We start from the raw sequence: 20,526 nt of genomic DNA on the forward strand, positions 1-20,526 counted from the left end.
AACGATGAAATATGAATTGAACGCCAAAGAGGCTCGGGTTATCGGCTGCCTGTTGGAAAAACAGGTCACGACCCCGGATCAATACCCGCTTTCGCTGAATGCCATTACGCTGGCATGTAACCAAAAAACCAATCGTGAACCGGTGATGGATCTGAGCGAAAGCGAAGTGCAGCAGCTGCTCGATCTGTTGCTGCGCAAACATTTCCTGCGCACCCTCAGCGGGTTCGGCAATCGGGTTGTGAAATACGAGCAGCGGTTTTGCAACTCCGAGTTCGGCCAACTGAAACTTTCGCCCGCCGAACTGGCGGTGATCGCCACCTTACTGCTGCGCGGCGCGCAAACGCCCGGCGAGCTGCGCACGCGCACCAACCGAATGCACGAGTTCAGCGATGTCAGCGAGGTTGAACAGGTGCTGCAACAGCTGGCCACTCGGGAAGATGGTCCGTTCGTGGTGCGCCTGGCGCGTGAGCCGGGCAAGCGCGAAAGCCGATTCATGCATCTGTTCAGCGGCCAGATTGATGAAGCGCCGGCGGCGGCGTTCGAATCCGAGTTCGACGGCGAACTGAGCGCCAGGGTTAGCGCATTGGAAAGCGAAGTGGCGGAACTGAAACGGCAGTTGCAACATCTGTTGGTGAGGGATGCGAATGACTAAATTGCGTGTAGGCGTGGTGGGATTGGGCAGTATCGCGCAGAAGGCTTATCTGCCAATCCTCGGCCAGGCGGCGGATTGGACGCTGGTGGGCGGTTTTTCGCCCAATCAGCAAAAAGCGCAGCCGCTGTGCGACAGCTACCGCATGGCCTGTTTCTCCCGGCTGGACAGCCTGGCCGAACAGTGCGACGCGGTCTTTGTTCACAGCAGCACCGCCAGCCATTTTTCAGTAATAGGCGAGCTGCTGAACCGCGGCGTGCACGTTTACGTCGATAAACCGCTGGCGGAGACGCTGGAGCAGGGCGAGCAGTTGCTTGAGCTGGCCGAGCGGCGAGGCAAAACGTTGATGGTGGGGTTCAACCGGCGTTTCGCGCCGCTTTACCGGCAGCTCAAGCAGCAAATGAACCAGCCGGCCTCCATTCGCATGGATAAACATCGGGCGGACAGCGTCGGCCCGCACGATCTGCGTTTTACCCTGTTGGATGATTACCTGCACGTGGTGGACACGGCGCTGTGGCTGGCGGGCGGCGGCGAGCAACTGCTGAGCGGCAGCGTGCGCACCAACGCCGCAGGCGAAATGCTGTACGCCGAGCATCACTTCGCCTGCGGCGATACGCAGGTGACGACCAGCATGCATCGCCGCGGCGGCAGCCAGCGCGAAAGCGTGCAGGCGGTGACAGACGGCGCGCTGTATCAGTTGACCGATATGCGCCACTGGCTGCGTGAAGATGCGCAGGGCGAGTTGGAACAACCGGTGCCGGGCTGGCAAAGCACGCTGGTGCAACGCGGCTTCGACGGTGCGGTGCGGCATTTCCTTGATGCCGTCGCCAATCAGAGCGCGCCGGAAACCGGCGGCGAACAGGCGCTGCTTGCCCAGCGGGTGGTCGAGCGTTTGCTGCGGGATAACTCTATGTAACATCTGGCGGTAGCTATTCTTTTCCGGATGCGTAAACTGAGCCGATTGTTTCACTGACGCCTGCTGTTGCAGGCGTTGATATTTACGGTACCTATCAGACAACCACATGAACCTACTCAAATCCTTGGCTGCCGTCAGCTCGATGACGATGTTTTCGCGGGTGCTGGGCTTTGCCCGCGATGCGATCGTCGCGCGGGTGTTCGGGGCCGGCATGGCAACGGACGCCTTCTTCGTGGCGTTCAAACTCCCGAATCTGTTACGCCGTATCTTTGCCGAAGGGGCATTTTCGCAGGCCTTCGTACCGATCCTGGCCGAATACAAAAGCCAGCAGGGCGACGAGGCGACACGCACTTTTATCGCCTATGTCTCCGGGCTGCTGACGCTGGTGCTGGCGGTGGTGACGGTGCTGGGGATGTTGGCCGCGCCCTGGGTTATCTATCTCACCGCGCCGGGCTTTACCGATACGCCCGACAAGTTTGCCCTGACGTCGGCGCTGCTGCGCATCACATTCCCCTATATTCTGTTGATCTCGCTGGCGTCGCTGGTGGGGGCGATCCTCAATACCTGGAACCGCTTCTCGATCCCGGCCTTTGCGCCAACGCTGCTTAACGTCAGCATGATTGGCTTCGCGCTGTTCGCCGCGCCGTATTTCCACCCGCCGGTGCTGGCGCTGGCGTGGGCGGTGGTAGTGGGCGGCGTGCTGCAACTGGGCTACCAGCTGCCGCACCTGCGCAAGATCGGCATGCTGGTGCTGCCGCGCATCAAATTGGGCGATGCCGGAGTCTGGCGGGTAATGCGTCAGATGGGGCCGGCGATCCTTGGGGTGTCGGTCAGCCAAATCTCGCTGATCATCAATACTATCTTCGCATCGTTCCTGGTATCCGGCTCGGTGTCCTGGATGTACTACGCCGACCGCCTGATGGAATTTCCTTCCGGCGTGTTGGGCGTGGCATTGGGTACCATCCTGCTGCCGTCGCTGGCCAAAAGCTTCTCGAGCGGCAACCACGATGAGTATTCGCGCCTGATGGATTGGGGGCTGCGCCTGTGTTTCCTGCTGGCGCTGCCGAGCGCCATCGCGCTGGGCATTTTGGCCAAACCGTTGACCGTCTCGCTGTTCCAGTACGGCAAGTTCAGCGCCTTTGACGCGGCGATGACGCAACGCGCGCTGGTGGCTTACTCGGTAGGGCTGATGGGGCTGATTGTGGTTAAAGTGCTGGCGCCGGGCTTCTATTCGCGGCAGGACATCAAAACGCCGGTCAAGATCGCTATCATCACGCTGATCATGACGCAGGTGATGAACCTGGCGTTTATTGGTCCGCTGAAGCATGCCGGCCTGGCGCTGTCGATCGGCTTGGCGGCTTGCCTGAACGCCTCGCTGCTGTATTGGCAGCTGCGCAAGCAGAAGATCTTCCAGCCACAGCCGGGTTGGGCGCTTTTCCTCACTAAGCTGGTGATCGCCGTGCTGGCGATGTCGGCGGTGCTGATTGGCGTGATGTGGCTGATGCCGGCCTGGGATCAGGGCAATATGCTGGAACGTTTGCTGCGTTTGGCGGCGGTGGTGGTGGCCGGTGTGGTGGCCTACTTTGGCGTGCTGGCCGGGTTGGGCTTCCGCCCGCGTGATTTTGCGCGCCGCGTCGCCTGAGCCGAATGCAAGAACAAAAAAAGGTCGCCTTGGCGACCTTTTTACTTTCCGCGCGGTGCGGTTTACATACGTTCGACGGTTTCGATGCCCAGCGTATCCAGGCCGGTTTTCAGCGTTTTAGCGGTCAGCAGCGCCAGCTTCAGGCGGCTCTGACGGGTTTCTTCGCTGTCGGCGTTCAGGATCTGGCAGTGCTCGTAGAAGCCGGAGAACAAGCCGGCCAGATCATACAGGTAGCTGCACATGACGTGAGGCGTGCCTTCACGTGCGACGGTGGTGAGCACCTCTTCGAACTGCAGCAGGCGGGTAGCCAGCGCAATCTCACGCTCTTCGGTCAGCGTCAGCGGCAGTGTCAGGCTGCTTTCGTCGATCCCGGCGCGCTTGAATACCGATGCCACACGGGTATAGGCGTATTGCATATAAGGCGCGGTATTGCCCTCGAAGGCCAGCATGTTGTCCCAGTCGAAGACATAGTCGGTGGTGCGGCTTTTCGACAGATCGGCGTATTTCACCGCGCCGATGCCGACCACGCGGGCCACGGTCTTCATTTCGTCTTGCGGCATATCCGGGTTTTTGCCGGCGATCAGCTGTTCGGCGCGTTCGATGGCTTCATCCAGCAGATCGGAGAGCTTCACCGTGCCGCCCGAGCGGGTTTTGAACGGCTTGCCGTCTTTGCCCAGCATCATGCCGAACATGTGGTGTTCCAGCGAGACGGACTCCGGCACGTAACCGGCTTTGCGCACGATGGTCCAGGCCTGCATCAGGTGCTGATGCTGGCGGGAGTCGATGTAATACAGAACGCGGTTGGCGCCCAGAGTTTCGTAGCGATACTTGGCGCAGGCGATATCGGTGGTGGTGTAGAGGTAGCCGCCATCCTTTTTCTGGATGATGACGCCCATCGGGTCGCCGTCCTTGTTCTGGTATTCGTCGAGGAACACCACGGTGGCGCCTTCGCTTTCCACCGCCAGCCCTTTGGCTTTCAGATCGGCGACGATGCCCGGCAGCATCGCGTTATACAGGCTTTCGCCCATCACGTCGTCTTCGGTCAGCGTGACGTTCAGTCGGTTATAGGTCAGCTGGTTTTGCGCCATGGTGATGTCGACCAGCTTGCGCCACATTTTCAGGCAGTACTGATCGCCGCCCTGCAGCTTCACGACGTAAGCGCGCGCGCGCTCGGCGAACTCGGCGTCTTCGTCGTAGTGTTTCTTGGCTTCGCGATAGAACTGTTCCAAATCGGACAGGCCCATGTCGCTGGCGTTTTCGTTCTGCATTTTTTCCAGGTAGGCAATCAACATGCCGAACTGAGTGCCCCAGTCACCGACGTGGTTGGCGCGAATCACTTTATGGCCCAAAAACTCCTGGGTACGCGCCGCGGCGTCGCCGATGATGGTGGAGCGCAGGTGGCCGACGTGCATCTCTTTCGCCACGTTCGGTGCGGAGTAGTCGATAACGATGGTTTGGGGCTCAACCGGCGCAATGCCCAGCTTCGGTGCGTTCAGCACCTGATCGGCCTGGCGGGCGACCCAATCGCTGTTCAGGAAAATGTTGATAAAGCCGGGACCGGCGATTTCCACTTTACCGGCGACGTCGCCGAGATCCAGCAGTTGCACCACTTTTTCCGCCAGCTGACGGGGCGGCATGCCCAGCTTTTTGGCGACTGACATCACGCCGTTGGCCTGGTAATCACCAAACTGCGCCTTGGCGGAAGGGCGGACCTGCGCTTCGCAATCGGCTGGCGCGCCAGCGGCGATCAGCGCCTGGCTGACTTTATCTGAAAGAAGAACCTGAATATTCACCGGGTTACCTTAATGACGAACGAGGGGCTGAAGCCAGCCCCTGCGGGATTCAACGGTGGCGGGCGCGATGGGCGACCGCCACAAAACAGCCTGTAATTGTAACCGATCTGACGGAGCCCGTCAGCAGTTGGCGCGGCCGCTGCGATGAAACAGTTGTCGAGGGCGGCGCGTTGATTGCCGGAAGGTGAAAGCAGAATGATCTGAACAGAATGTACGAAGGGGAGAGTTGCGAAGCTAGCGCTTTTTATTGCGGCGACCGGCATCCAGCGTGTTGGCGCTGCGTGATTTGAAATGACGGTAGATGGCGTATACGGCGATAATTATCAACACCAAGGATATCGTCAGCAATAACATAATGATCATCTCGAATTTAAATTTCCTCCAAAGTAGCTGAGTTGTCTTGGTGAATCAATTGCCCGGGGGAAAATTAAGATAATCCTTAGCTTCCCATCAATTAATGGGGTTTATTGCCTTCTTTTACAATAGGTTATGCTTATGGTTTTATGTGGTTTCGATAAGTGGATCAGGTTTGATTAAACCAGACTATTCAATCGAGTTGACCAATGGGCTGCAGAGAGTTTTGTGCAAAATAACTTAAATCATAGCGTCATGAAGAAAAGGTATAATGGCTTGCGAAAAATCTTATTTTTTATTTTTCTGTTGTTTTAATAAGCAGTCATCTTAATAAGGGACTGGTTTTTTCATTCTACCCGTCCGCAACCAAAAATCATTCTGAACTGACGCCGAAAAACGTCGTAACGGTGGCGAGCACTGCCGCCACCGTGTAAATTACCGCGTTTAACTTTGCGCTCCGTTGTTTTGAGGTTTCTATGACCACTCCCTTGCAGGCCATTGCCGAGCTTGACGATCTGAAGCTCGATTTGCCGCGTTTCGAGCAGGCGCTGCATCAATTTGCCGCCAAATTGCGGCTTGATCTGGCCGCGTTCACCGCCGATCACATCTCTTTGCGCTGTCACCAGAATGCCACCGCCGAACGTTGGCGCCAGGGGCTGATGCAGTGCGGGACACTGCTATCCGAATCGATGATCAACGGGCGGCCTATCTGTCTGTTCGATTTGTCTCAGCCGCTGGCCGTAGGGCCGTGGCGGATAGACTGCATCGAGCTGCCGTATCCTGGGGAGAAACGCTATCCGCACGAAGGCTGGGAACACGTCGAATTAGTGCTCAGTGGCGATCCTCAGACGCTGTACGCTCGGGCGTTGAGCCACCTTGCCGATGAGGCATTGTTGGCGCCGGGGATCAAGCTGAAGCAAAGCTCGCCAAAAGGCGAGGGCGAGCGGCTACCGAACCCGACGCTGGCCATCACCGACGGAACGGTTACGATCAAGTTTCATCCGTATTCCATTCGAGACATCGTCGCCAGCGAACAAGGTTAGCCAGGCAGCGCCGCACAGGCGCGCGCCATGCGATCGAGCGCTTCATCGAGCAGAGCCCATCGGCAACCAAAGTTAAGCCGTACAAAGCGCCGATCGCCGAAGTCCAGGCCGGCGCTTAACCCAACGCCCGCACGTTCGAAGAACTGATGCGGGTTATCTACCGGCAGTGCGCTGCAGTCTATCCAGGCCAGGTAGGTGGCCTCGACGGGCAGCAACGTCAATCCCGGCATGGCGTTGATACGTTTTGTCAGCCGATCGCGATTGGCGCGCAGATAAATCAACTGCTCATCCAGCCAGGGTTGTCCGTATTGATAAGCCGCCTGCGCCGCCACCAGCGCCAACAGATTGACCTCCGGCACGATGCCGCTGCGCGCGCGTTTCAGCTTTTGTCGCAATGCTTCGTTGGGAACGATCGCCAGTGAGGCGCCGAGCCCGGCGAGATTATACGTCTTTGACGGTGACATCAGCGTCACGCTGCGTTGGGCCGCGTCTTCATTCAGGGTGGCGAAGGGGATATGCCGCGCGCCGGGCTCAAGCAGCAGTTCGCAGTGGATTTCATCCGAACAGACGATTAAATCGTGTTCGCGAGCGAACTGATGGTGCTGCAACAACTCCTCTCGGCGATACACGGTGCCACCGGGGTTCTGCGGGTTGCACAGCAACAGGAGTTTTTCGTTGCCGTTGAGCTGATCATGCATCGAGGAAAAATCCAGTCCCCAACGCTGGTTGACCGCTGTTAGCGATACCGGAAGGTGTTTACGCCCGGCGAATTTGGCAGCTTTGCGAAACGGCGGATAAATGAGCGAGGGGGCCAGCGTGCTCTGATGTTGTTCGGTGCAGGCCCGCACGCACAGGTTCAGGCCACACACCAGGCCAGGCAGGAAAATGATCCATTCAGGCTTGATGTGCCAATCATAGCGCTCTACCATACGGCGGGTAAAAACCTCAATAAGATCAGGGGATGGGTGGGTGTAGCCGAATACGCCGTGTGCTACGCGGCGCTGCAAGGCTTCGATCACCGCCGGCGGTGAGGTGAAATCGCTGTCGGCGACCCAAAGCGGGATGATGTCGCTGCCGCGATATTTATCCCACTTAACGCTGTCACTGTGACTGCGGTCTACCCATTGATCAAAATTGAATGCCATAGTGATAACCCTGAGCCGGTTTATGCCTATGCATGAGCCTACGTGAGAAATGAAGAAATGAACAATTGCCGCCGTATGTTGGCCGTTATCTGGGGGTGACAATGATAAAACTGGAAGTTTGTTGCTTTAGCGTCGACTGTGCGCTGACGGCCGAACGGGCGGGCGCCGATCGCATCGAGTTGTGCGCCAGCCAGAGCGAAGGGGGATTGACGCCGAGCTATGGCACGCTGCGTCTGGCGCGTGAGCGGGTTGCGATCCCGGTGCATCCGATCGTTCGCCCGCGCGGTGGCGATTTCTGCTACGGCGCGGTGGATTTCGAAGTGATCAAACAAGATATCCGCCAAATTCGCGAGATGGGGTTCCCCGGCGTGGTGGTTGGCATGCTGGACGACGAAGGGCACATCGATCTGCCGCGCATGCGCGAAGTGATGAGGCTGTGCGAGGGCATGGCGGTGACCTTCCATCGCGCGTTCGACATGTGCCAGAACCCGATGGTGGCGCTGGAGCAACTGACCGAACTGGGGGTGGCGCGCATTCTGACCTCCGGCCAGCAGCAGAGCGCCGAACTTGGCCTGCCGTTGCTGCGCGATTTGCGCCAGGCCAGCCAGGGTCCGGTGATCATGGCGGGTGCCGGCGTGCGCCTCAGCAATCTGCACAAGTTTGTCGATATCGGCCTGCATGAACTGCACAGCTCTTCCGGCCATCTGGTGCCGTCGACTATGCGTTATCGCAAGGCGGGCGTCACCATGTGCTCCGATAACGAGTTTGACGAATTTAGCCATTATTGCGTAGATGGCGAAATGGTGGAGGCGATGAAAAACGCGCTGGCCTTGGTTGATCCTCTGGCGCAAAGCGCATAAGCACGCAGTTAGCCGCGTTTGACAACCGGTTTCCGGGCCGTAAGACCCCTTTGCGTGTCACTGAGCCCTCGGCGATCACGCAAGTACCAGGCCCCGGCGTTTTGCCGGGGCTTTTTTTATGCCGCGAGAGACTATTGCAACGTGTCAGGCGAGAAGTCGAAGATTTCACCCGGGCTAATGCCGCAGGCTAAAATGCGCACCGTATTATTGCCACTGCCGGGATTGACCAAGATATCGTGGATAGTGCGATTGTTGTTCATGACAAAACGCGCGTAGTAAAGGTTGCCGATGCGTATCCAGGGAATAGCCTGATTGCTCTCGACAGTGTCGGTATAGTTATCGTTGAACGAGCGGGCCCAAATGCCAGTCGAAGCTTGCGCGGTAGATTGATCGCCGATAGAGGATGCGATGGCCCAGAATGTCCTCGGTCCCATGCTCCGATGAATACGTTGACCCAAACCTTTGTAGGCCGGGTTGTCGCCAGTGGCTGTCAGAAGATTGCTGTCTACCGTCAGTTTCCCGTCGATAAACCAGCCTGTAGGCTGATTGTCAGCACCGATGGCGATCAGATTGCTGTTCGTCAAATAATTTAGCGGGGCCTCATGCAGCTGATAACTGCGCTGTGCAATGCCCAGTGTGCCTCTGAGAATGTTGTAACCAGCTTCATTGTTCAGACTGCCGTTTGTCCACATTGGCATAACGGTGTTGCTGAATGAGAGTTGATACCCAGCGTTAGCTTCGAAGCGAATAGCCTGGGGCGACAGTGTGCCCTTGGGCCCATTGGCGGTAGCGAAGTTAACATTACTGATTTGAACTGGGGTGATATTAGATTGGCTGGTGGATTTTCTTAATACCAGGAATCCCCCAACGGCATCACCATAATCATTGATGTAGGAACCGTTGGCGATTTGAATATTGGCGGAGGAATCTGAGTCGATATCGATGCCGGTACCATTTCTGTCTGCCATGAAATTGCTTAGGCTGAGACCGCCTAAATAGGAAGTTCCTTGTGTTGTGGTTTTGATAAAGATCTTTTTGCCATAAGAGAATACATTCACCATAAACGTATTGTCGTGGCGATCGAAATTGAAAGCACAAGAACCGGCTACGGCGATAGAGGCAGTAACCGCGTTTTCTGTCGGACGCACGACATTGGCATTGACGTGAACATTGGTAAATCTGTTGATGTCCCTGCTTTCATAAACCCTGTAGTCGCAGCGGACTGCCCAACCGTAGATATTCTCAAAGTTGTTGGCTTCTCCTCGAGCTTCAACAAAGTCATAGGCGCCTACATAACGGCAGTTGGCGACTGACAGAGCGCCACCTGCGGTAATGGTGGCACCGTATTGAACGAATGTCTCCGGCTGGGTGGCAGTATATTTTTGATCCGGGTAGAGGAACGACCAACCATCAAAGACAACATTCTTATCGCAGGCGAAACAAACCGTACCCGCGGGTTTTTTGATAATGAAAGCACTGTCGTCCGCAAGGCCTGCCCGATTAGGGCCATTGCTTGTGAGGCTTGCAGGGCCTTGAGCAATACCGCGACGGGAGCCTCTCACAGTGACGCCGCTAGCGACGTTGATAGGTTGAGCACTGGTCAGCAGATATTGAGCATTTTCCGAAGCATAGACCACTTTGTTTTTTAAACTCGAGGCATAGTTTAATGTCGCGCTGATTGCTGCATCCGAGGCGGAGGCACCACTGGGATCGGCGCCGAAGTGATCGAAACTAAGTTTCTGCTCCAGTCGTTTCCAGCGGGCTCCTCCCGATGTAACCACCACGGTGCCGTTATTATCCGCACTGGTTGTATCCGTTTTCGCATAATAGAATTCTCCGCCGCCGGCGAAACGTCCGGCGGCGTGAGAAACTAAAAAGACAATCTGGTCATCTGTAACTGGCGTCAGATTACGCAATTCACTGATATTATTTACACTAATCATATTGCTCATGGAATTTCTCCTGTAGGTTGGCAACATGATTGTCAATCAGATGGGACGATTGAAACAGTCGATAAGGTTTGTAGGACGCTGATACAGCGTAAAGTCAGGCCCCGGCGTTTTGCCGGGGCTTTTTTTATGTTTTGTAAAGACCATTCGCCCGTTTCAACGTGGTATCTCGGTCGACCAACCCCCCATCTCTTCTTGCGATCGTCATGTCCTGCTGATAAGTTTGTGAGTTAAAATCCTTTAAATATCATAACATTAAATGATTTTTTGATATGTATTGATGCAGTAAATGATTGGCGCCATGCCTCTCAATGCTGCGTCTGCATTTTCATGTCCGAACACAGCTTGGCTGATGGCCGGAACATCACAGCATCAATGAGGAGAGCCGTCAGCTCGACTGCAGAGCGCGTTGGCGGCGGATTTAACAAGGAGATAATGATAATGACCCGAACGGCACACTGTTGGACCGCGGCGCTTTTACTGACGTTGGCCCTGACCGGCTGCCAGACCGCCAAGCGGCCCGTTTCTACATTGAGTAAGCCGCCCAGTGCAGAAGAAGTTGCGGAGCAAGATAAGCGGCAGCGTGAGGCCGAGCGCATGCAACAGTGCCAGCGCGAACTGGATGCCATGCGCGGCATGGATAACGAGAAATATCAGAAATTCAAACGCGAGTTCGATACCTTGATGAGCGGCGCCGCGCAGTATGCCGGGGTACGCCAGCGGGTCAACACGGGCACGCAGGAAACCGTCGACGCGCTGTATCGTTATCGCACCAGCCGCCTCTGCGCAGACATCAGTTCTGCCATGATGACCGGCCTGGCTGAGCGCGGAGAACGCGCCCAATGACCCCTCGTGCAAGAAAGGCATTACTGAGCCTGATGATACCGCTGGCGTTTGCGCCAGCGGTGGCCGCGGCGGATGACGATGTGCCGGCGTTATTGCAGTTTGCCGAGCGTTATCAGCGGCAGGACGCACCGGCGGCTGATACCGTGGTTACCCCATCTCAGGAAACCCAAAAGCCGGCGTCCCGGCCGGTTCAGATTCGTGAAACGGCTGCGCAGAGAAAGCAACTGACGCAGTTGCAAAAGGCGCTGCGTGAGAAAGAGACTCGATTGGAACAACAGCAAGCCGCTATTCAATCACTGCAGCAGGAGCTGACCGCGCTGCGCGTTGCGTCATCCCTGACGGCTGCCGATAAACCGGCACCTGCTCCCGATCTGAGCGCCTTGAGCGACTTCGCCAGCGGCGTGCGACAGGCGCTGAATCTGACGCCGCAGGAGCGCAAGGCTCAGGCGCAGATCGCCGAAGCGCAAGCCGCGTTAGCGCGGCAAAAGCAACAAACCGCGGAGCGAGATCGGCGCATTGCCTTGCTGGAACAACGGCTGGCGGCCTTGCCTAAACCGGCGGAAAACGTTCGGCAGCAGGTTTGGGAGGAGAAGCTGGCGGCGGCGCAAACCGCCAACGATAAAGCGCGTCAGCGTTATGAACAGGACAAAAAAGCGGCCGCCGCTGAGCTGGAACGACAGAAGGCCGAAGCCGCCAAGTTGACAGGGGAACTGCAGCGGCAGCTGGCACAACTGCAGAAAGAACAGGGTGTCCAACGTCAGCTGGAGGGGCAACAAGAGAAAAGCCTGAAGACAGCGCTGGCGCAGCAACAGGCCGAAGCCGACAAGTTGACGGGGGAACTGCAGCGGCAGCTGGCACAGCTGCAGAAAGAACAGGGTGTTCAACGTCATCAGGCCGAACAACAGGAGAAAAACCTGAAGATGGCGCTGGAGCAGCAAAAGACCGAGACCGCCAAAGCGACGGGGGAACTTCAGCAGCAACTGGCAGCGCTGCAAAAAGAGCGTGATGGCCAACGCCAGCAGGCCGAGCAGCAAGAGAACAGCCTGAAGGCGGCGCTGGCAAAGCAGGCGATAGAAGCCGCCAAAGCGACGGAGGAACTGCAGCGGCAGTTGGCGCAACTGCAGGAAAAAAACAAAACGCAAACCGTGCAGGCCAAAACGCTGGAACAACGTCTGGCGGCGGTGACGGCGGAAAGCGCGCAGGCAGCGCAGAAGAGGGATGAAGCGACGCAACGGGCGGATAAAACGGCGGCGGAGCTGGCTGCCGCCCATCAGGCTCAGCAAGCTTTGCAAGACGAATTGAGCGGGCTGAGATCGCGGGCCAAATGGTTGCCGGAGGTGAAAACGCTGAAGAAAAAGCCGGAACAACAGAGCTATGCTGCCGGCGTCGCCCTGGGGCGCGACATTCAAACGATGCTGGCGGAGCGTAAAAATTGGGGTATCACACCCGATAAAACTGTGCTGCTGGCGGGTGTAATTGATACCTTCAACGGCCATTACCAGTTGAGCGATGCGCAGCTGGCCAGCGCATTGGCGGAGTCGGAAAAAGCGGTGAACGACGCCAGAAGCCAGGCGGCGAAGGCGCAAACCAGCAAAGGCGAAGCGTTTGTTGCCGAGTTCAAAAAGAAGAAGGGCACGCAGAAATCGCCTTCCGGCTTCTGGTATCGCATCGATTATATGGGGGATGAAACCATTGCGGAAAACGCGCGGGTAGACATCGTGGTGAAAGAGAGCTTGACCGACGGCAGCGTGATCCAGGATATGGATCGCAGTGGAAAGGTGATGTCACAGCCGCTCTCTGCCTATCCGCCGCTGTTCCGCGAGGCGATCGGCCATCTGAAAAATCACGGCTCGCTGACGATGGTGGTGCCGCCGGCGTTGGCGTACGGTGAAACGGGCTATGCGCCGCAGATTCCGCCGAACGCGACGATGGTGTATGAGCTGCGGATTGTCGATGCCGGCAACGGGTAAGTTGAGGCCGGCGCAGGCCGGCCCAATTAGCAAGCGCTAGGGCTTTTTGGCGGTCAACACGGCGCGCAGCGGCGCAGGATAGCCTTCAACCGTTTTGCTGCGGTCGTTCGGGTCGAGGAATTCAGCCAGCGACTCGCTGGTCATCCAGTCTGTACGGCGCTGTTCTTCGAGGCTGGTGACGCACATATCGGCGATTTTCACGTCAACGAAGCCGCATTTCTCCAGCCAGCATTTCAGCGCTTCGGCGGAAGGAATGAAATACACGTTGCGCATCTGCGCATAACGGTCGCCCGGCACCAGCACCTGGTGGCGATCGCCTTCCACCACCAGCGTTTCCAGCACCAGTTCGCCTTCAGCTACCAGCTGATTTTTCAACTGATACAGATGATCGAGCGGCGAGCGGCGATGATACAGGACGCCCATCGAGAACACGGTGTCGAACGCCGCCAGTTCCGGCAACTGCTCGATGCCGAGCGGCAGCAGATGGGCGCGCTGATCGCCGCCCAACAGTTTGCGCACCGCTTCAAACTGGCACAGGAACAGCTGCATCGGATCGATGCCTACGGCAAAGTGTGCGCCGGCGCCGATCATGCGCCACAGGTGATAACCGCTGCCGCAGCCGACGTCGAGAATGGTGCGTCCGGCCAACGGGGAGATGTGCGGCAGCACGCGATCCCACTTCCAGTCGGAATGCCATTCGGTATCGATATCGATGCCATACAGCGAGAACGGCCCTTTACGCCACGGCATCAGGGTGCGCAGCATTTTCTCGACGCCTTCACGCTGGCCCGGCGACAGGCCAGGCTCCATCTCAGCGCGCACGCCGTGCAGCAGATCGAGACGGGTGGGGGTCAGCGTCGGCAAATGCTCCACCGAGTTGAACCACTGCTTGAATTTGCCGTGCAGCGATTCGCGTTGCCAGGCGCTCAGCTGCGCGGGCAGCGTATCCAGCCAGTGGCTGAGGGGGCTCTTGGCAATGCGCTGATAGAAATCACCGAATTCGATCATTGCGCATCCCCCGCTTTCAGGGCGATCAGCGAACCGAAGTTGAAGCACTGGAACCACACTTCAGCATGCTCGAATCCGGCCTGTTGCAGACGCGCCTTGTGCGCCTCCACCGAATCGGTCAGCATCACGTTTTCCAGCATGCTGCGTTTTTGGCTGATCTCCAGCTCGCTGTATCCGTTGGCGCGTTTGAAATCGTGGTGCATGTTGAACAGCAGCTCGCCGACTTCGGCGTCTTCAAAGCTGAACTTCTCCGACAGCACCAGCGCGCCGCCTGGGCGCAGGCCACGATAGATTTTCTCCAGCAGGCGCAGGCGATCGGCCGGCTCGAGGAACTGCAGCGTAAAGTTCAGTACCACCATCGAGGCGTCTTCGATGTCGATGTCGCGAATGTCGGCTTCGATAACCTCAACCGGCGTGTCGGCGCGGAAGGCGTCAATATGGCGGCGGCAACGTTCCACCATCGCCGGCGAATTGTCGACGGCGACGATATGGCAGCCGGGCACCTTGATATTCCGCCGCATTGACAGCGTCGCCGCGCCCAGTGAGCAGCCCAGGTCATACACCCGGCTGTCGGGTTGCACAAAACGTTCGGCCAGCATGCCGATCATCGAGATGATGTTGGAATAGCCGGGAACGGAGCGTTGGATCATGTCGGGGAACACTTCGGCGACGCGTTCGTCGAAGGTCCAGTCGCCCAGTTTGGCGATGGGGGCGGAGAAAAGAGTATCGCGGTTTGGCATAGCGGCAAATCAGTTCAGAATTCGAAGCTGCGTAGTCTAACAGAAAAGCGCAAAAAAGCGGAGCGGAAGCAGGCGGCGCGGCCGCCTGATGATAAAACGGGATCAGTGCAGGCTGAAAATCAGATCCCAAGGCAGATAGAAGATATTTGCCAGAACCATCAACAACAAAGAGATATAGGTCGCGGCCATGCCTGAACGGCGCCAACGAACCTCGCGGTTGCGTAAACCGTAGTAATGCACCAACCGCCCGGCCATCAGCATCAGGCCGCAGAGGTGAATCATCCAGATTTCCGCGCCGTTCATTTCCATGATCACCAGCAATACGGCAGCGATAGGAATGTATTCAACGGCGTTGCCATGCACGCGTATGGCGGTCTGCAATTCGTAGAAACCGCCGTCGCCGTAGGCTACGCGGTACTGCATCCTTAACCTGACTACGTCATAAGAGAGTTTGATCAACAACAATGCGCCGAGCACCACATAAAGCGCGCTTACCATTTTTAACTCCGTTCCCTAACCAAAACTGGCAGCCAGCATCATAGCCGTCATTGTATTCACTGTCGCGGGGAAATATTTGATGTTATTGGTCAGATTAATAGGTCAAAACAGTGCATCTTGTTCTGGCCAGTCTGGCGGCGCAGGCAAATCAGGGATCGCCAGACGCAACTGCTGCCAAATTTTTTGCGCCTGCTGGGGCGAATCGCCGTTGTCCGGCGTATGAATAAACAGATAGGGCTGATGCTGTTGCTGCCACAGCGGCAGTTTTTGTTGCCAGGCTTCGAACCAGCGCAGGTTATCGGCCAGTTGGTCACCGCCGATAAAGCGCACCAACGGTTGGTCGGCGGTGACCAGAGCGTGTACCGGCAGCTTCGGTTTTTTCTGCTGGGCATCGCGCACGGCGGCGGTATTGGGGGCGGCGTGATGCACCGGGCGGCTGTCGAGGATCACCCGATTGATGCCGCGCTGGTGTAGCCCCTGATTCAACGCGCGCTCTTCCTCACCCTTGGCGAAAAACGCCGGATGACGCACTTCTACGCCGTAGGTGAACTCCTGCGGCAGGCTTTCGAAGAACTGCCACATGCGCGGCAGCTCATCGGGGCCGAAGGCGGCGGGCAGCTGCAGCCACAACTGGCCGATGCGCTGATGCACCGGGCTCAGGCAGTGGTAAAACGCCTGTAGCTCGGCGGCGCAGTTGCGCAGGGCGGCCTTGTGGCTGATGTCCGACGGGAATTTGAAGCAGAAGCGAAAATCGTCGCCGGTCATGTCGCGCCAGCGCTGCACGATTTCCAGTTTCGGCAGCGCGTAGAAGGTGGTGTTGCCTTCCACGCAGTTGAAGTAGCGGCTGTAATCCGCCAAATCACGCAGCCCGATACGATTCCAGGCTGAATGTTGCCACTGCGGCAGTCCGATGTAGATCACGGCGTCGTCTTCCTTTACTTGTGCTTGGCTTATCAGGCTACAACTTAACGTTACCGCTCGAGCGCGGCAAGAATTTCGCCGGTGTCGCGCACCCGCGCCAAACGCGGGAAGATGTGTTCGAACGCGAAACGGTGCATTTCCGCGTTCTGCGCACTGCAGACGTCTTCGGCGATCACCAGTTCATAGCCGTGCTCCCAGGCGGCGCGGGCGGTGGACTCCACGCCGATATTGGTGGAAATGCCGCCCAGCACCACGGACTTGATGCCGCGGCGGCGCAGCTGCAAGTCCAGATCGGTGCCGTAGAAGGCGCCCCATTGGCGTTTGGTGATCAGAATATCGTTGTCGCAGACCGCCAGCGGCGCGGGGAATTCCCACCAGCTGGCCGGCAAACCGCCGGCGGGCGCGGGAGCCGGTTTATCCACCGGTTGTTTCAGCGCTTCGGCGAAGGAGTCTGACCAACCGACGCGCACCAACAGCACCGGCGCGCCCAGCATGCGAAAACGGGCGGCCAGCAGGGCGGCGTTCGCCACCACCTGGCCGGCGCTGTGCGGGCCGCCGGCGTAAGGCAGAATGCCGTTTTGCAAATCGATCAGCACCAGAGCGGTGGTTTGGGCGTCAAGTTTCAGCATGGATTTCATCTCGTTGCGAAGTGGATAAAAACTGTTCGGCGCGTCGGGCGAGCTGCGTTCGGCGCAAAACCGGGGGAGAATCAGGCTACGTGAAAAAACTGTCGCAGGTTAATGGGAAATTTGTTAACCGATGTGTTGATTCGAACAAAAACGCGCCATTTAGTGCAGTAACAATGCTGTGTTCGCACTTATCGGGCGGATGAATTTCCTTTATAATGACTCCCTTTTTTCAACACTCTTTAATCCAACGACCTATGCCGATTTATGAATATGCATGTGGTGCTTGCAACCATCGGTTAGAGAAATTGCAAAAATTTTCCGATGCGCCGCTGGCAGACTGCCCGGCGTGTGGGCAGCCCGCGTTGACCAAGTTGATTTCATCTTCCGGTTTCCAGCTTAAGGGCACCGGCTGGTATGCGACGGATTTTAAACCGGGCAACAAGTAGAATTTATCAGATAACAGCCGCGCGACAGGGGCGCAGTAGCCCGGCGCGGCATCGGCTGTGTAAAAGGATAGCGTATGCGTACTGAATATTGCGGGCAGTTGAATCTGTCCCACGTGGGCCAGGAAGTCACTCTGTGTGGTTGGGTCAATCGTCGTCGTGATCTGGGCGGCCTGATCTTTATTGATATGCGCGACCGCGAAGGCATCGTGCAGGTGTTCTTCGATCCGGACCAGAAAGTGGCGTTCGACAAGGCCTATGACCTGCGCAATGAGTTCTGCATCCAGATCGTCGGCACCGTGCGTGCGCGTCCGGACAGCCAGATCAATAAAGATATGGCTACCGGCGAAGTGGAAGTGTTCGCCCACGCGCTCGAGATCATCAACCGCTCCGAGCCGCTGCCGCTGGACTCCAACCAGGTCAACAGCGAAGAGGCGCGCCTGAAATACCGTTACCTCGATCTGCGTCGCCCGGAAATGGCCGAGCGTCTGAAGACTCGCGCCAAAATCACCAGCTTCGTACGCCGCTTTATGGACAGCCACGGTTTCCTCGACATCGAAACGCCGATGCTGACCAAAGCGACGCCGGAAGGCGCCCGCGATTACCTGGTGCCGAGCCGCGTGCACAAGGGCAAATTCTACGCGCTGCCGCAGTCTCCGCAGCTGTTTAAACAGCTGCTGATGATGTCCGGCTTCGATCGTTACTATCAGATCGTCAAATGCTTCCGTGACGAAGACCTGCGTGCGGACCGTCAGCCTGAATTCACCCAGATCGACGTCGAAACCTCCTTCATGACCGCCGAGCAGGTGCGTGAAGTGATGGAGAAGCTGGCGCGCGAACTGTGGCTGGACGTGAAGGGCGTGGATCTGGGCGATTTCCCGGTCATGACCTTCGCCGAAGCGATGCGTCGCTTTGGTTCCGACAAGCCGGACCTGCGTAACCCGCTGGAGCTGGTGGACGTGGCCGACCTGGTCAAGGACGTCGAGTTCAAAGTGTTCTCCGGCCCGGCCAACGACGCCAAAGGCCGCGTGGCGGCGATCCGCGTACCGGGCGGCGCACAGCTGACCCGCAAGCAGATCGACGAGTACGGCGCTTTCGTCAACATCTACGGCGCCAAAGGCCTGGCCTGGCTGAAGGTCAACGACCGCGCCGCCGGCATGGAAGGCGTGCAGAGCCCGATCGCCAAATTCCTCAGTGCGGAAGTGCTGGAAGCCGTCCTGGCGCGCACCGACGCGCAGACAGGCGACATCCTGTTCTTCGGCGCAGACAGTTTCAAGATTGTCACCGATGCGATGGGCGCGCTGCGCCTGAAGCTGGGTCGCGATCTGGGGCTGACCCAACTCGACAGCTGGGCACCGCTGTGGGTGGTTGACTTCCCGATGTTCGAAGAAGACGAAGAGGGCGGCCTGGCGGCGATGCACCACCCGTTCACCTCGCCGCGCGACATGAGCCCGGAAGAGCTGGCCGCAGCGCCGGTCAACGCCATCGCCAACGCCTATGACATGGTGATCAACGGTTACGAAGTGGGCGGCGGTTCGGTGCGTATTCACCGCAGCGAAATGCAGCAGACGGTATTCAGCATTCTGGGCATCGACGAACACGAACAACGCGAGAAGTTCGGCTTCCTGCTGGACGCGCTGAAGTACGGCACGCCGCCGCACGCCGGCCTGGCTTTCGGCCTGGACCGTCTGGTGATGCTGCTGACCGGCACCGACAACATCCGCGACGTTATCGCCTTCCCGAAAACCACCGCGGCGGCCTGTCTGATGACCGACGCACCGAGCTTCGCTAACCCGGCGGCGCTGCAGGAGCTGGCGATCAGCGTGGTAAAGAAAGCCGGTGCGGAACAAGAGAGCGAGTGATGAGTTACAAGCGCCCTGAATCTATCCTGGTAGTGATTTACGCGAAATCCAGTGGTCGGGTGCTGATGTTACAGCGGCGCGACGATACCGAGTTCTGGCAGTCGGTCACCGGCAGCCTGGAACAGGATGAGTCGCCGCCGCATGCCGCGCGGCGTGAGGTCATGGAAGAAGTGGGCATCGATATCGAAGCAGAGCACCTGCCGTTGTTCGATTGCCAGCGCTGCGTGGAGTTTGAACTCTTTGTCCATTTGCGACATCGCTATGCGCCGGGAACCACGCGCAATAAAGAGCACTGGTTCTGTCTGGCGTTGCCCGAGGAGCGCGATCCGGTGATTACCGAGCATCACGCTTACCAATGGCTTGAGGCGGCCGAGGCCGTGAAGTTGACCAAGTCGTGGAGCAATCAGCAGGCGATTGAAGAGTTCGTGATCAATTCAGTCCAGTAGTTTTTTTCGGAGATTTTTTATGGCAGGTCATAGTAAGTGGGCCAACACAAAGCACCGTAAAGCGGCGCAGGACGCCAAGCGCGGTAAAATTTTCACCAAGATTATTCGTGAGCTGGTCACGGCCGCCAAGCTGGGCGGCGGCGATCCGGATTCCAACCCGCGTCTGCGTGCGGCGATGGACAAGGCGCTGTCGAACAACATGACGCGCGACACCATGAACCGTGCAATCGCGCGCGGCGTGGGCGGCGATGATGATACCAATATGGAAACCATCATCTATGAAGGTTACGGTCCTGGCGGCACCGCCGTCATGATCGAATGCCTGAGCGACAACCGCAACCGCACCGTGGCGGAAGTGCGCCACGCCTTTACCAAATGCGGCGGCAACCTCGGCACCGACGGTTCCGTGGCTTATCTGTTCACCAAGAAGGGCGTGATCACCTACGCACCGGGCCTGGATGAAGACAGCGTAATGGAAGCGGCGTTGGAAGCCGGTGCGGAAGACATCGTGACCTATGACGATGGCGCCATCGACGTGTTCACCGCCTGGGAAAGCCTGGGCGCGGTGAAAGACGCGCTGACCGCGGCGGGCTTCGAAGCCGAAGCGGCGGAAGTGTCGATGATCCCATCGACCAAGGCCGACATGGACGCGGAAACCGCGCCTAAGCTGCTGCGCCTGATCGATATGCTGGAAGACTGCGACGACGTGCAGGAAGTTTACCATAACGGTGAAATCTCCGACGAAGTGGCGGCGACGCTGTAATCCGGTAAAACGGGCGCCGCCGTTCGGCGGCGCCGTGCATGCAAGGTGG

General features: G+C 57.9%; 19 protein-coding genes. 11 read left to right on the forward strand and 8 right to left on the reverse strand.

Features of this window, described 5'->3' with window-relative positions:
* The first annotated feature begins 4 nt into the window (after window positions 1-4).
* From AC2CGQ_RS05605 to murJ, 3 genes are all read left to right on the forward strand, one after another.
* Entirely contained in the window at window positions 5-652 is a 648-nt protein-coding gene (locus AC2CGQ_RS05605; protein WP_099982279.1) for a YceH family protein, read from the forward strand.
* Complete coding sequence (locus tag AC2CGQ_RS05610; protein ID WP_004929639.1) at window positions 645-1,565, forward strand: Gfo/Idh/MocA family protein; 921 nt, start codon at window positions 645-647, stop codon at window positions 1,563-1,565. The genes AC2CGQ_RS05605 and AC2CGQ_RS05610 overlap by 8 nt, the downstream gene beginning before the upstream one ends.
* A 106-nt stretch (window positions 1,566-1,671) precedes the next feature.
* Window positions 1,672-3,207 carry a murein biosynthesis integral membrane protein MurJ gene (gene murJ, locus AC2CGQ_RS05615; protein WP_015378142.1) on the forward strand — a complete coding sequence of 512 codons (1,536 nt, stop codon included), beginning with the start codon at window positions 1,672-1,674 and terminating at the stop codon, window positions 3,205-3,207.
* Window positions 3,208-3,269: 62 nt separating this feature from the next.
* On the opposite strand, the gene argS is transcribed toward murJ, so the two are convergent.
* A complete protein-coding gene (gene argS / locus AC2CGQ_RS05620; protein ID WP_015378141.1) occupies window positions 3,270-5,000 on the reverse strand; it encodes an arginine--tRNA ligase in 1,731 nt (576 codons plus the stop codon).
* Window positions 5,001-5,830: 830 nt separating this feature from the next.
* On the opposite strand from argS, the gene AC2CGQ_RS05625 reads away from it, so the two are divergent.
* Window positions 5,831-6,397, forward strand: a complete 567-nt coding sequence (locus AC2CGQ_RS05625) for a VOC family protein (protein WP_004929646.1) — start codon at window positions 5,831-5,833, stop codon at window positions 6,395-6,397.
* On the opposite strand, the gene AC2CGQ_RS05630 is transcribed toward AC2CGQ_RS05625, so the two are convergent.
* Window positions 6,394-7,542 carry a MalY/PatB family protein gene (locus AC2CGQ_RS05630; protein ID WP_118891960.1) on the reverse strand — a complete coding sequence of 383 codons (1,149 nt, stop codon included), beginning with the start codon at window positions 7,540-7,542 and terminating at the stop codon, window positions 6,394-6,396. The two genes, AC2CGQ_RS05625 and AC2CGQ_RS05630, sit on opposite strands and share 4 nt — an antisense overlap.
* Window positions 7,543-7,643: 101 nt before the next feature.
* On the opposite strand from AC2CGQ_RS05630, the gene cutC reads away from it, so the two are divergent.
* Window positions 7,644-8,402 carry a copper homeostasis protein CutC gene (gene cutC / locus AC2CGQ_RS05635; protein ID WP_015378138.1) on the forward strand — a complete coding sequence of 253 codons (759 nt, stop codon included), beginning with the start codon at window positions 7,644-7,646 and terminating at the stop codon, window positions 8,400-8,402.
* A 131-nt stretch (window positions 8,403-8,533) separates the two neighbouring features.
* Here the strand turns inward: cutC and AC2CGQ_RS05640 are convergent, their stop codons facing one another.
* A complete protein-coding gene (locus tag AC2CGQ_RS05640) occupies window positions 8,534-10,354 on the reverse strand; it encodes an exopolysaccharide biosynthesis protein (RefSeq protein WP_484593512.1) in 1,821 nt (606 codons plus the stop codon).
* Between the two features lie 438 nt (window positions 10,355-10,792).
* On the opposite strand from AC2CGQ_RS05640, the gene AC2CGQ_RS05645 reads away from it, so the two are divergent.
* Both AC2CGQ_RS05645 and AC2CGQ_RS05650 read left to right on the forward strand, forming a co-directional pair.
* Window positions 10,793-11,197 carry a hypothetical protein gene (locus AC2CGQ_RS05645; RefSeq protein ID WP_015378136.1) on the forward strand — a complete coding sequence of 135 codons (405 nt, stop codon included), beginning with the start codon at window positions 10,793-10,795 and terminating at the stop codon, window positions 11,195-11,197.
* Entirely contained in the window at window positions 11,194-13,167 is a 1,974-nt protein-coding gene (locus tag AC2CGQ_RS05650; RefSeq protein WP_230857991.1) for an FKBP-type peptidyl-prolyl cis-trans isomerase N-terminal domain-containing protein, read from the forward strand. The genes AC2CGQ_RS05645 and AC2CGQ_RS05650 overlap by 4 nt, the downstream gene beginning before the upstream one ends.
* A 36-nt stretch (window positions 13,168-13,203) precedes the next feature.
* Here the strand turns inward: AC2CGQ_RS05650 and cmoB are convergent, their stop codons facing one another.
* From cmoB to AC2CGQ_RS05675, 5 genes are all read right to left on the reverse strand, one after another.
* Complete coding sequence (gene cmoB / locus AC2CGQ_RS05655) at window positions 13,204-14,175, reverse strand: tRNA 5-methoxyuridine(34)/uridine 5-oxyacetic acid(34) synthase CmoB (RefSeq protein ID WP_015378134.1); 972 nt, start codon at window positions 14,173-14,175, stop codon at window positions 13,204-13,206.
* Window positions 14,172-14,915, reverse strand: coding sequence for a carboxy-S-adenosyl-L-methionine synthase CmoA (cmoA, locus tag AC2CGQ_RS05660; RefSeq protein ID WP_015378133.1), 744 nt, complete (start codon window positions 14,913-14,915; stop codon window positions 14,172-14,174). Before cmoA ends, cmoB begins: the two co-directional genes overlap by 4 nt.
* Before the next feature lie 102 nt (window positions 14,916-15,017).
* The gene (locus AC2CGQ_RS05665) at window positions 15,018-15,413 is read right to left on the reverse strand and encodes an MAPEG family protein (protein ID WP_004932387.1); all 396 of its coding nucleotides are present in this window, start codon (window positions 15,411-15,413) and stop codon (window positions 15,018-15,020) included.
* A 102-nt stretch (window positions 15,414-15,515) separates the two neighbouring features.
* Window positions 15,516-16,331, reverse strand: coding sequence for a DUF72 domain-containing protein (locus tag AC2CGQ_RS05670; protein WP_031299685.1), 816 nt, complete (start codon window positions 16,329-16,331; stop codon window positions 15,516-15,518).
* A 53-nt stretch (window positions 16,332-16,384) separates the two neighbouring features.
* Window positions 16,385-16,963 carry a hydrolase gene (locus AC2CGQ_RS05675; RefSeq protein ID WP_004932381.1) on the reverse strand — a complete coding sequence of 193 codons (579 nt, stop codon included), beginning with the start codon at window positions 16,961-16,963 and terminating at the stop codon, window positions 16,385-16,387.
* A gap of 254 nt (window positions 16,964-17,217) precedes the next feature.
* On the opposite strand from AC2CGQ_RS05675, the gene AC2CGQ_RS05680 reads away from it, so the two are divergent.
* The 4 genes from AC2CGQ_RS05680 (at window position 17,218) to AC2CGQ_RS05695 (ending at window position 20,477) form a co-directional block, all read left to right on the forward strand.
* Window positions 17,218-17,409 (forward strand): FmdB family zinc ribbon protein, encoded by a 192-nt coding sequence (locus AC2CGQ_RS05680; RefSeq protein ID WP_033632845.1) that lies wholly within the window; start codon window positions 17,218-17,220, stop codon window positions 17,407-17,409.
* A 74-nt stretch (window positions 17,410-17,483) separates the two neighbouring features.
* The gene (gene aspS, locus AC2CGQ_RS05685) at window positions 17,484-19,268 is read left to right on the forward strand and encodes an aspartate--tRNA ligase (RefSeq protein ID WP_166445186.1); all 1,785 of its coding nucleotides are present in this window, start codon (window positions 17,484-17,486) and stop codon (window positions 19,266-19,268) included.
* Window positions 19,268-19,714, forward strand: a complete 447-nt coding sequence (nudB, locus tag AC2CGQ_RS05690) for a dihydroneopterin triphosphate diphosphatase (protein ID WP_004932373.1) — start codon at window positions 19,268-19,270, stop codon at window positions 19,712-19,714. The genes aspS and nudB overlap by 1 nt, the downstream gene beginning before the upstream one ends.
* A 19-nt stretch (window positions 19,715-19,733) precedes the next feature.
* On the forward strand, window positions 19,734-20,477 hold the full coding sequence (locus AC2CGQ_RS05695) for a YebC/PmpR family DNA-binding transcriptional regulator (RefSeq protein ID WP_004932370.1): 744 nt from the start codon (window positions 19,734-19,736) through the stop codon (window positions 20,475-20,477).
* The last annotated feature ends 49 nt before the right edge of the window (window positions 20,478-20,526 follow it).

The sequence above is a fragment of the Serratia sp. DFXYC6 genome, assembly GCF_057196085.1.

Bases quoted from the DNA above. Each gene is read 5' to 3' on its own strand.
- aspS (WP_166445186.1), top strand. From the start codon at position 17,484: ATGCGTACTGAATATTGCGGGCAGTTGAATCTGTCCCACGTGGGCCAG.
- AC2CGQ_RS05675 (WP_004932381.1), bottom strand. From the start codon at position 16,963: ATGCTGAAACTTGACGCCCAAACCACCGCTCTGGTGCTGATCGATTTG.
- AC2CGQ_RS05680 (WP_033632845.1), top strand. From the start codon at position 17,218: ATGCCGATTTATGAATATGCATGTGGTGCTTGCAACCATCGGTTAGAG.
- cmoA (WP_015378133.1), bottom strand. From the start codon at position 14,915: ATGCCAAACCGCGATACTCTTTTCTCCGCCCCCATCGCCAAACTGGGC.
- AC2CGQ_RS05640 (WP_484593512.1), bottom strand. From the start codon at position 10,354: ATGAGCAATATGATTAGTGTAAATAATATCAGTGAATTGCGTAATCTG.
- AC2CGQ_RS05645 (WP_015378136.1), top strand. From the start codon at position 10,793: ATGACCCGAACGGCACACTGTTGGACCGCGGCGCTTTTACTGACGTTG.
- AC2CGQ_RS05665 (WP_004932387.1), bottom strand. From the start codon at position 15,413: ATGGTAAGCGCGCTTTATGTGGTGCTCGGCGCATTGTTGTTGATCAAA.
- AC2CGQ_RS05610 (WP_004929639.1), top strand. From the start codon at position 645: ATGACTAAATTGCGTGTAGGCGTGGTGGGATTGGGCAGTATCGCGCAG.
- AC2CGQ_RS05605 (WP_099982279.1), top strand. From the start codon at position 5: ATGAAATATGAATTGAACGCCAAAGAGGCTCGGGTTATCGGCTGCCTG.
- nudB (WP_004932373.1), top strand. From the start codon at position 19,268: ATGAGTTACAAGCGCCCTGAATCTATCCTGGTAGTGATTTACGCGAAA.
- AC2CGQ_RS05695 (WP_004932370.1), top strand. From the start codon at position 19,734: ATGGCAGGTCATAGTAAGTGGGCCAACACAAAGCACCGTAAAGCGGCG.
- AC2CGQ_RS05630 (WP_118891960.1), bottom strand. From the start codon at position 7,542: ATGGCATTCAATTTTGATCAATGGGTAGACCGCAGTCACAGTGACAGC.
- AC2CGQ_RS05625 (WP_004929646.1), top strand. From the start codon at position 5,831: ATGACCACTCCCTTGCAGGCCATTGCCGAGCTTGACGATCTGAAGCTC.
- AC2CGQ_RS05650 (WP_230857991.1), top strand. From the start codon at position 11,194: ATGACCCCTCGTGCAAGAAAGGCATTACTGAGCCTGATGATACCGCTG.
- cutC (WP_015378138.1), top strand. From the start codon at position 7,644: ATGATAAAACTGGAAGTTTGTTGCTTTAGCGTCGACTGTGCGCTGACG.
- cmoB (WP_015378134.1), bottom strand. From the start codon at position 14,175: ATGATCGAATTCGGTGATTTCTATCAGCGCATTGCCAAGAGCCCCCTC.
- murJ (WP_015378142.1), top strand. From the start codon at position 1,672: ATGAACCTACTCAAATCCTTGGCTGCCGTCAGCTCGATGACGATGTTT.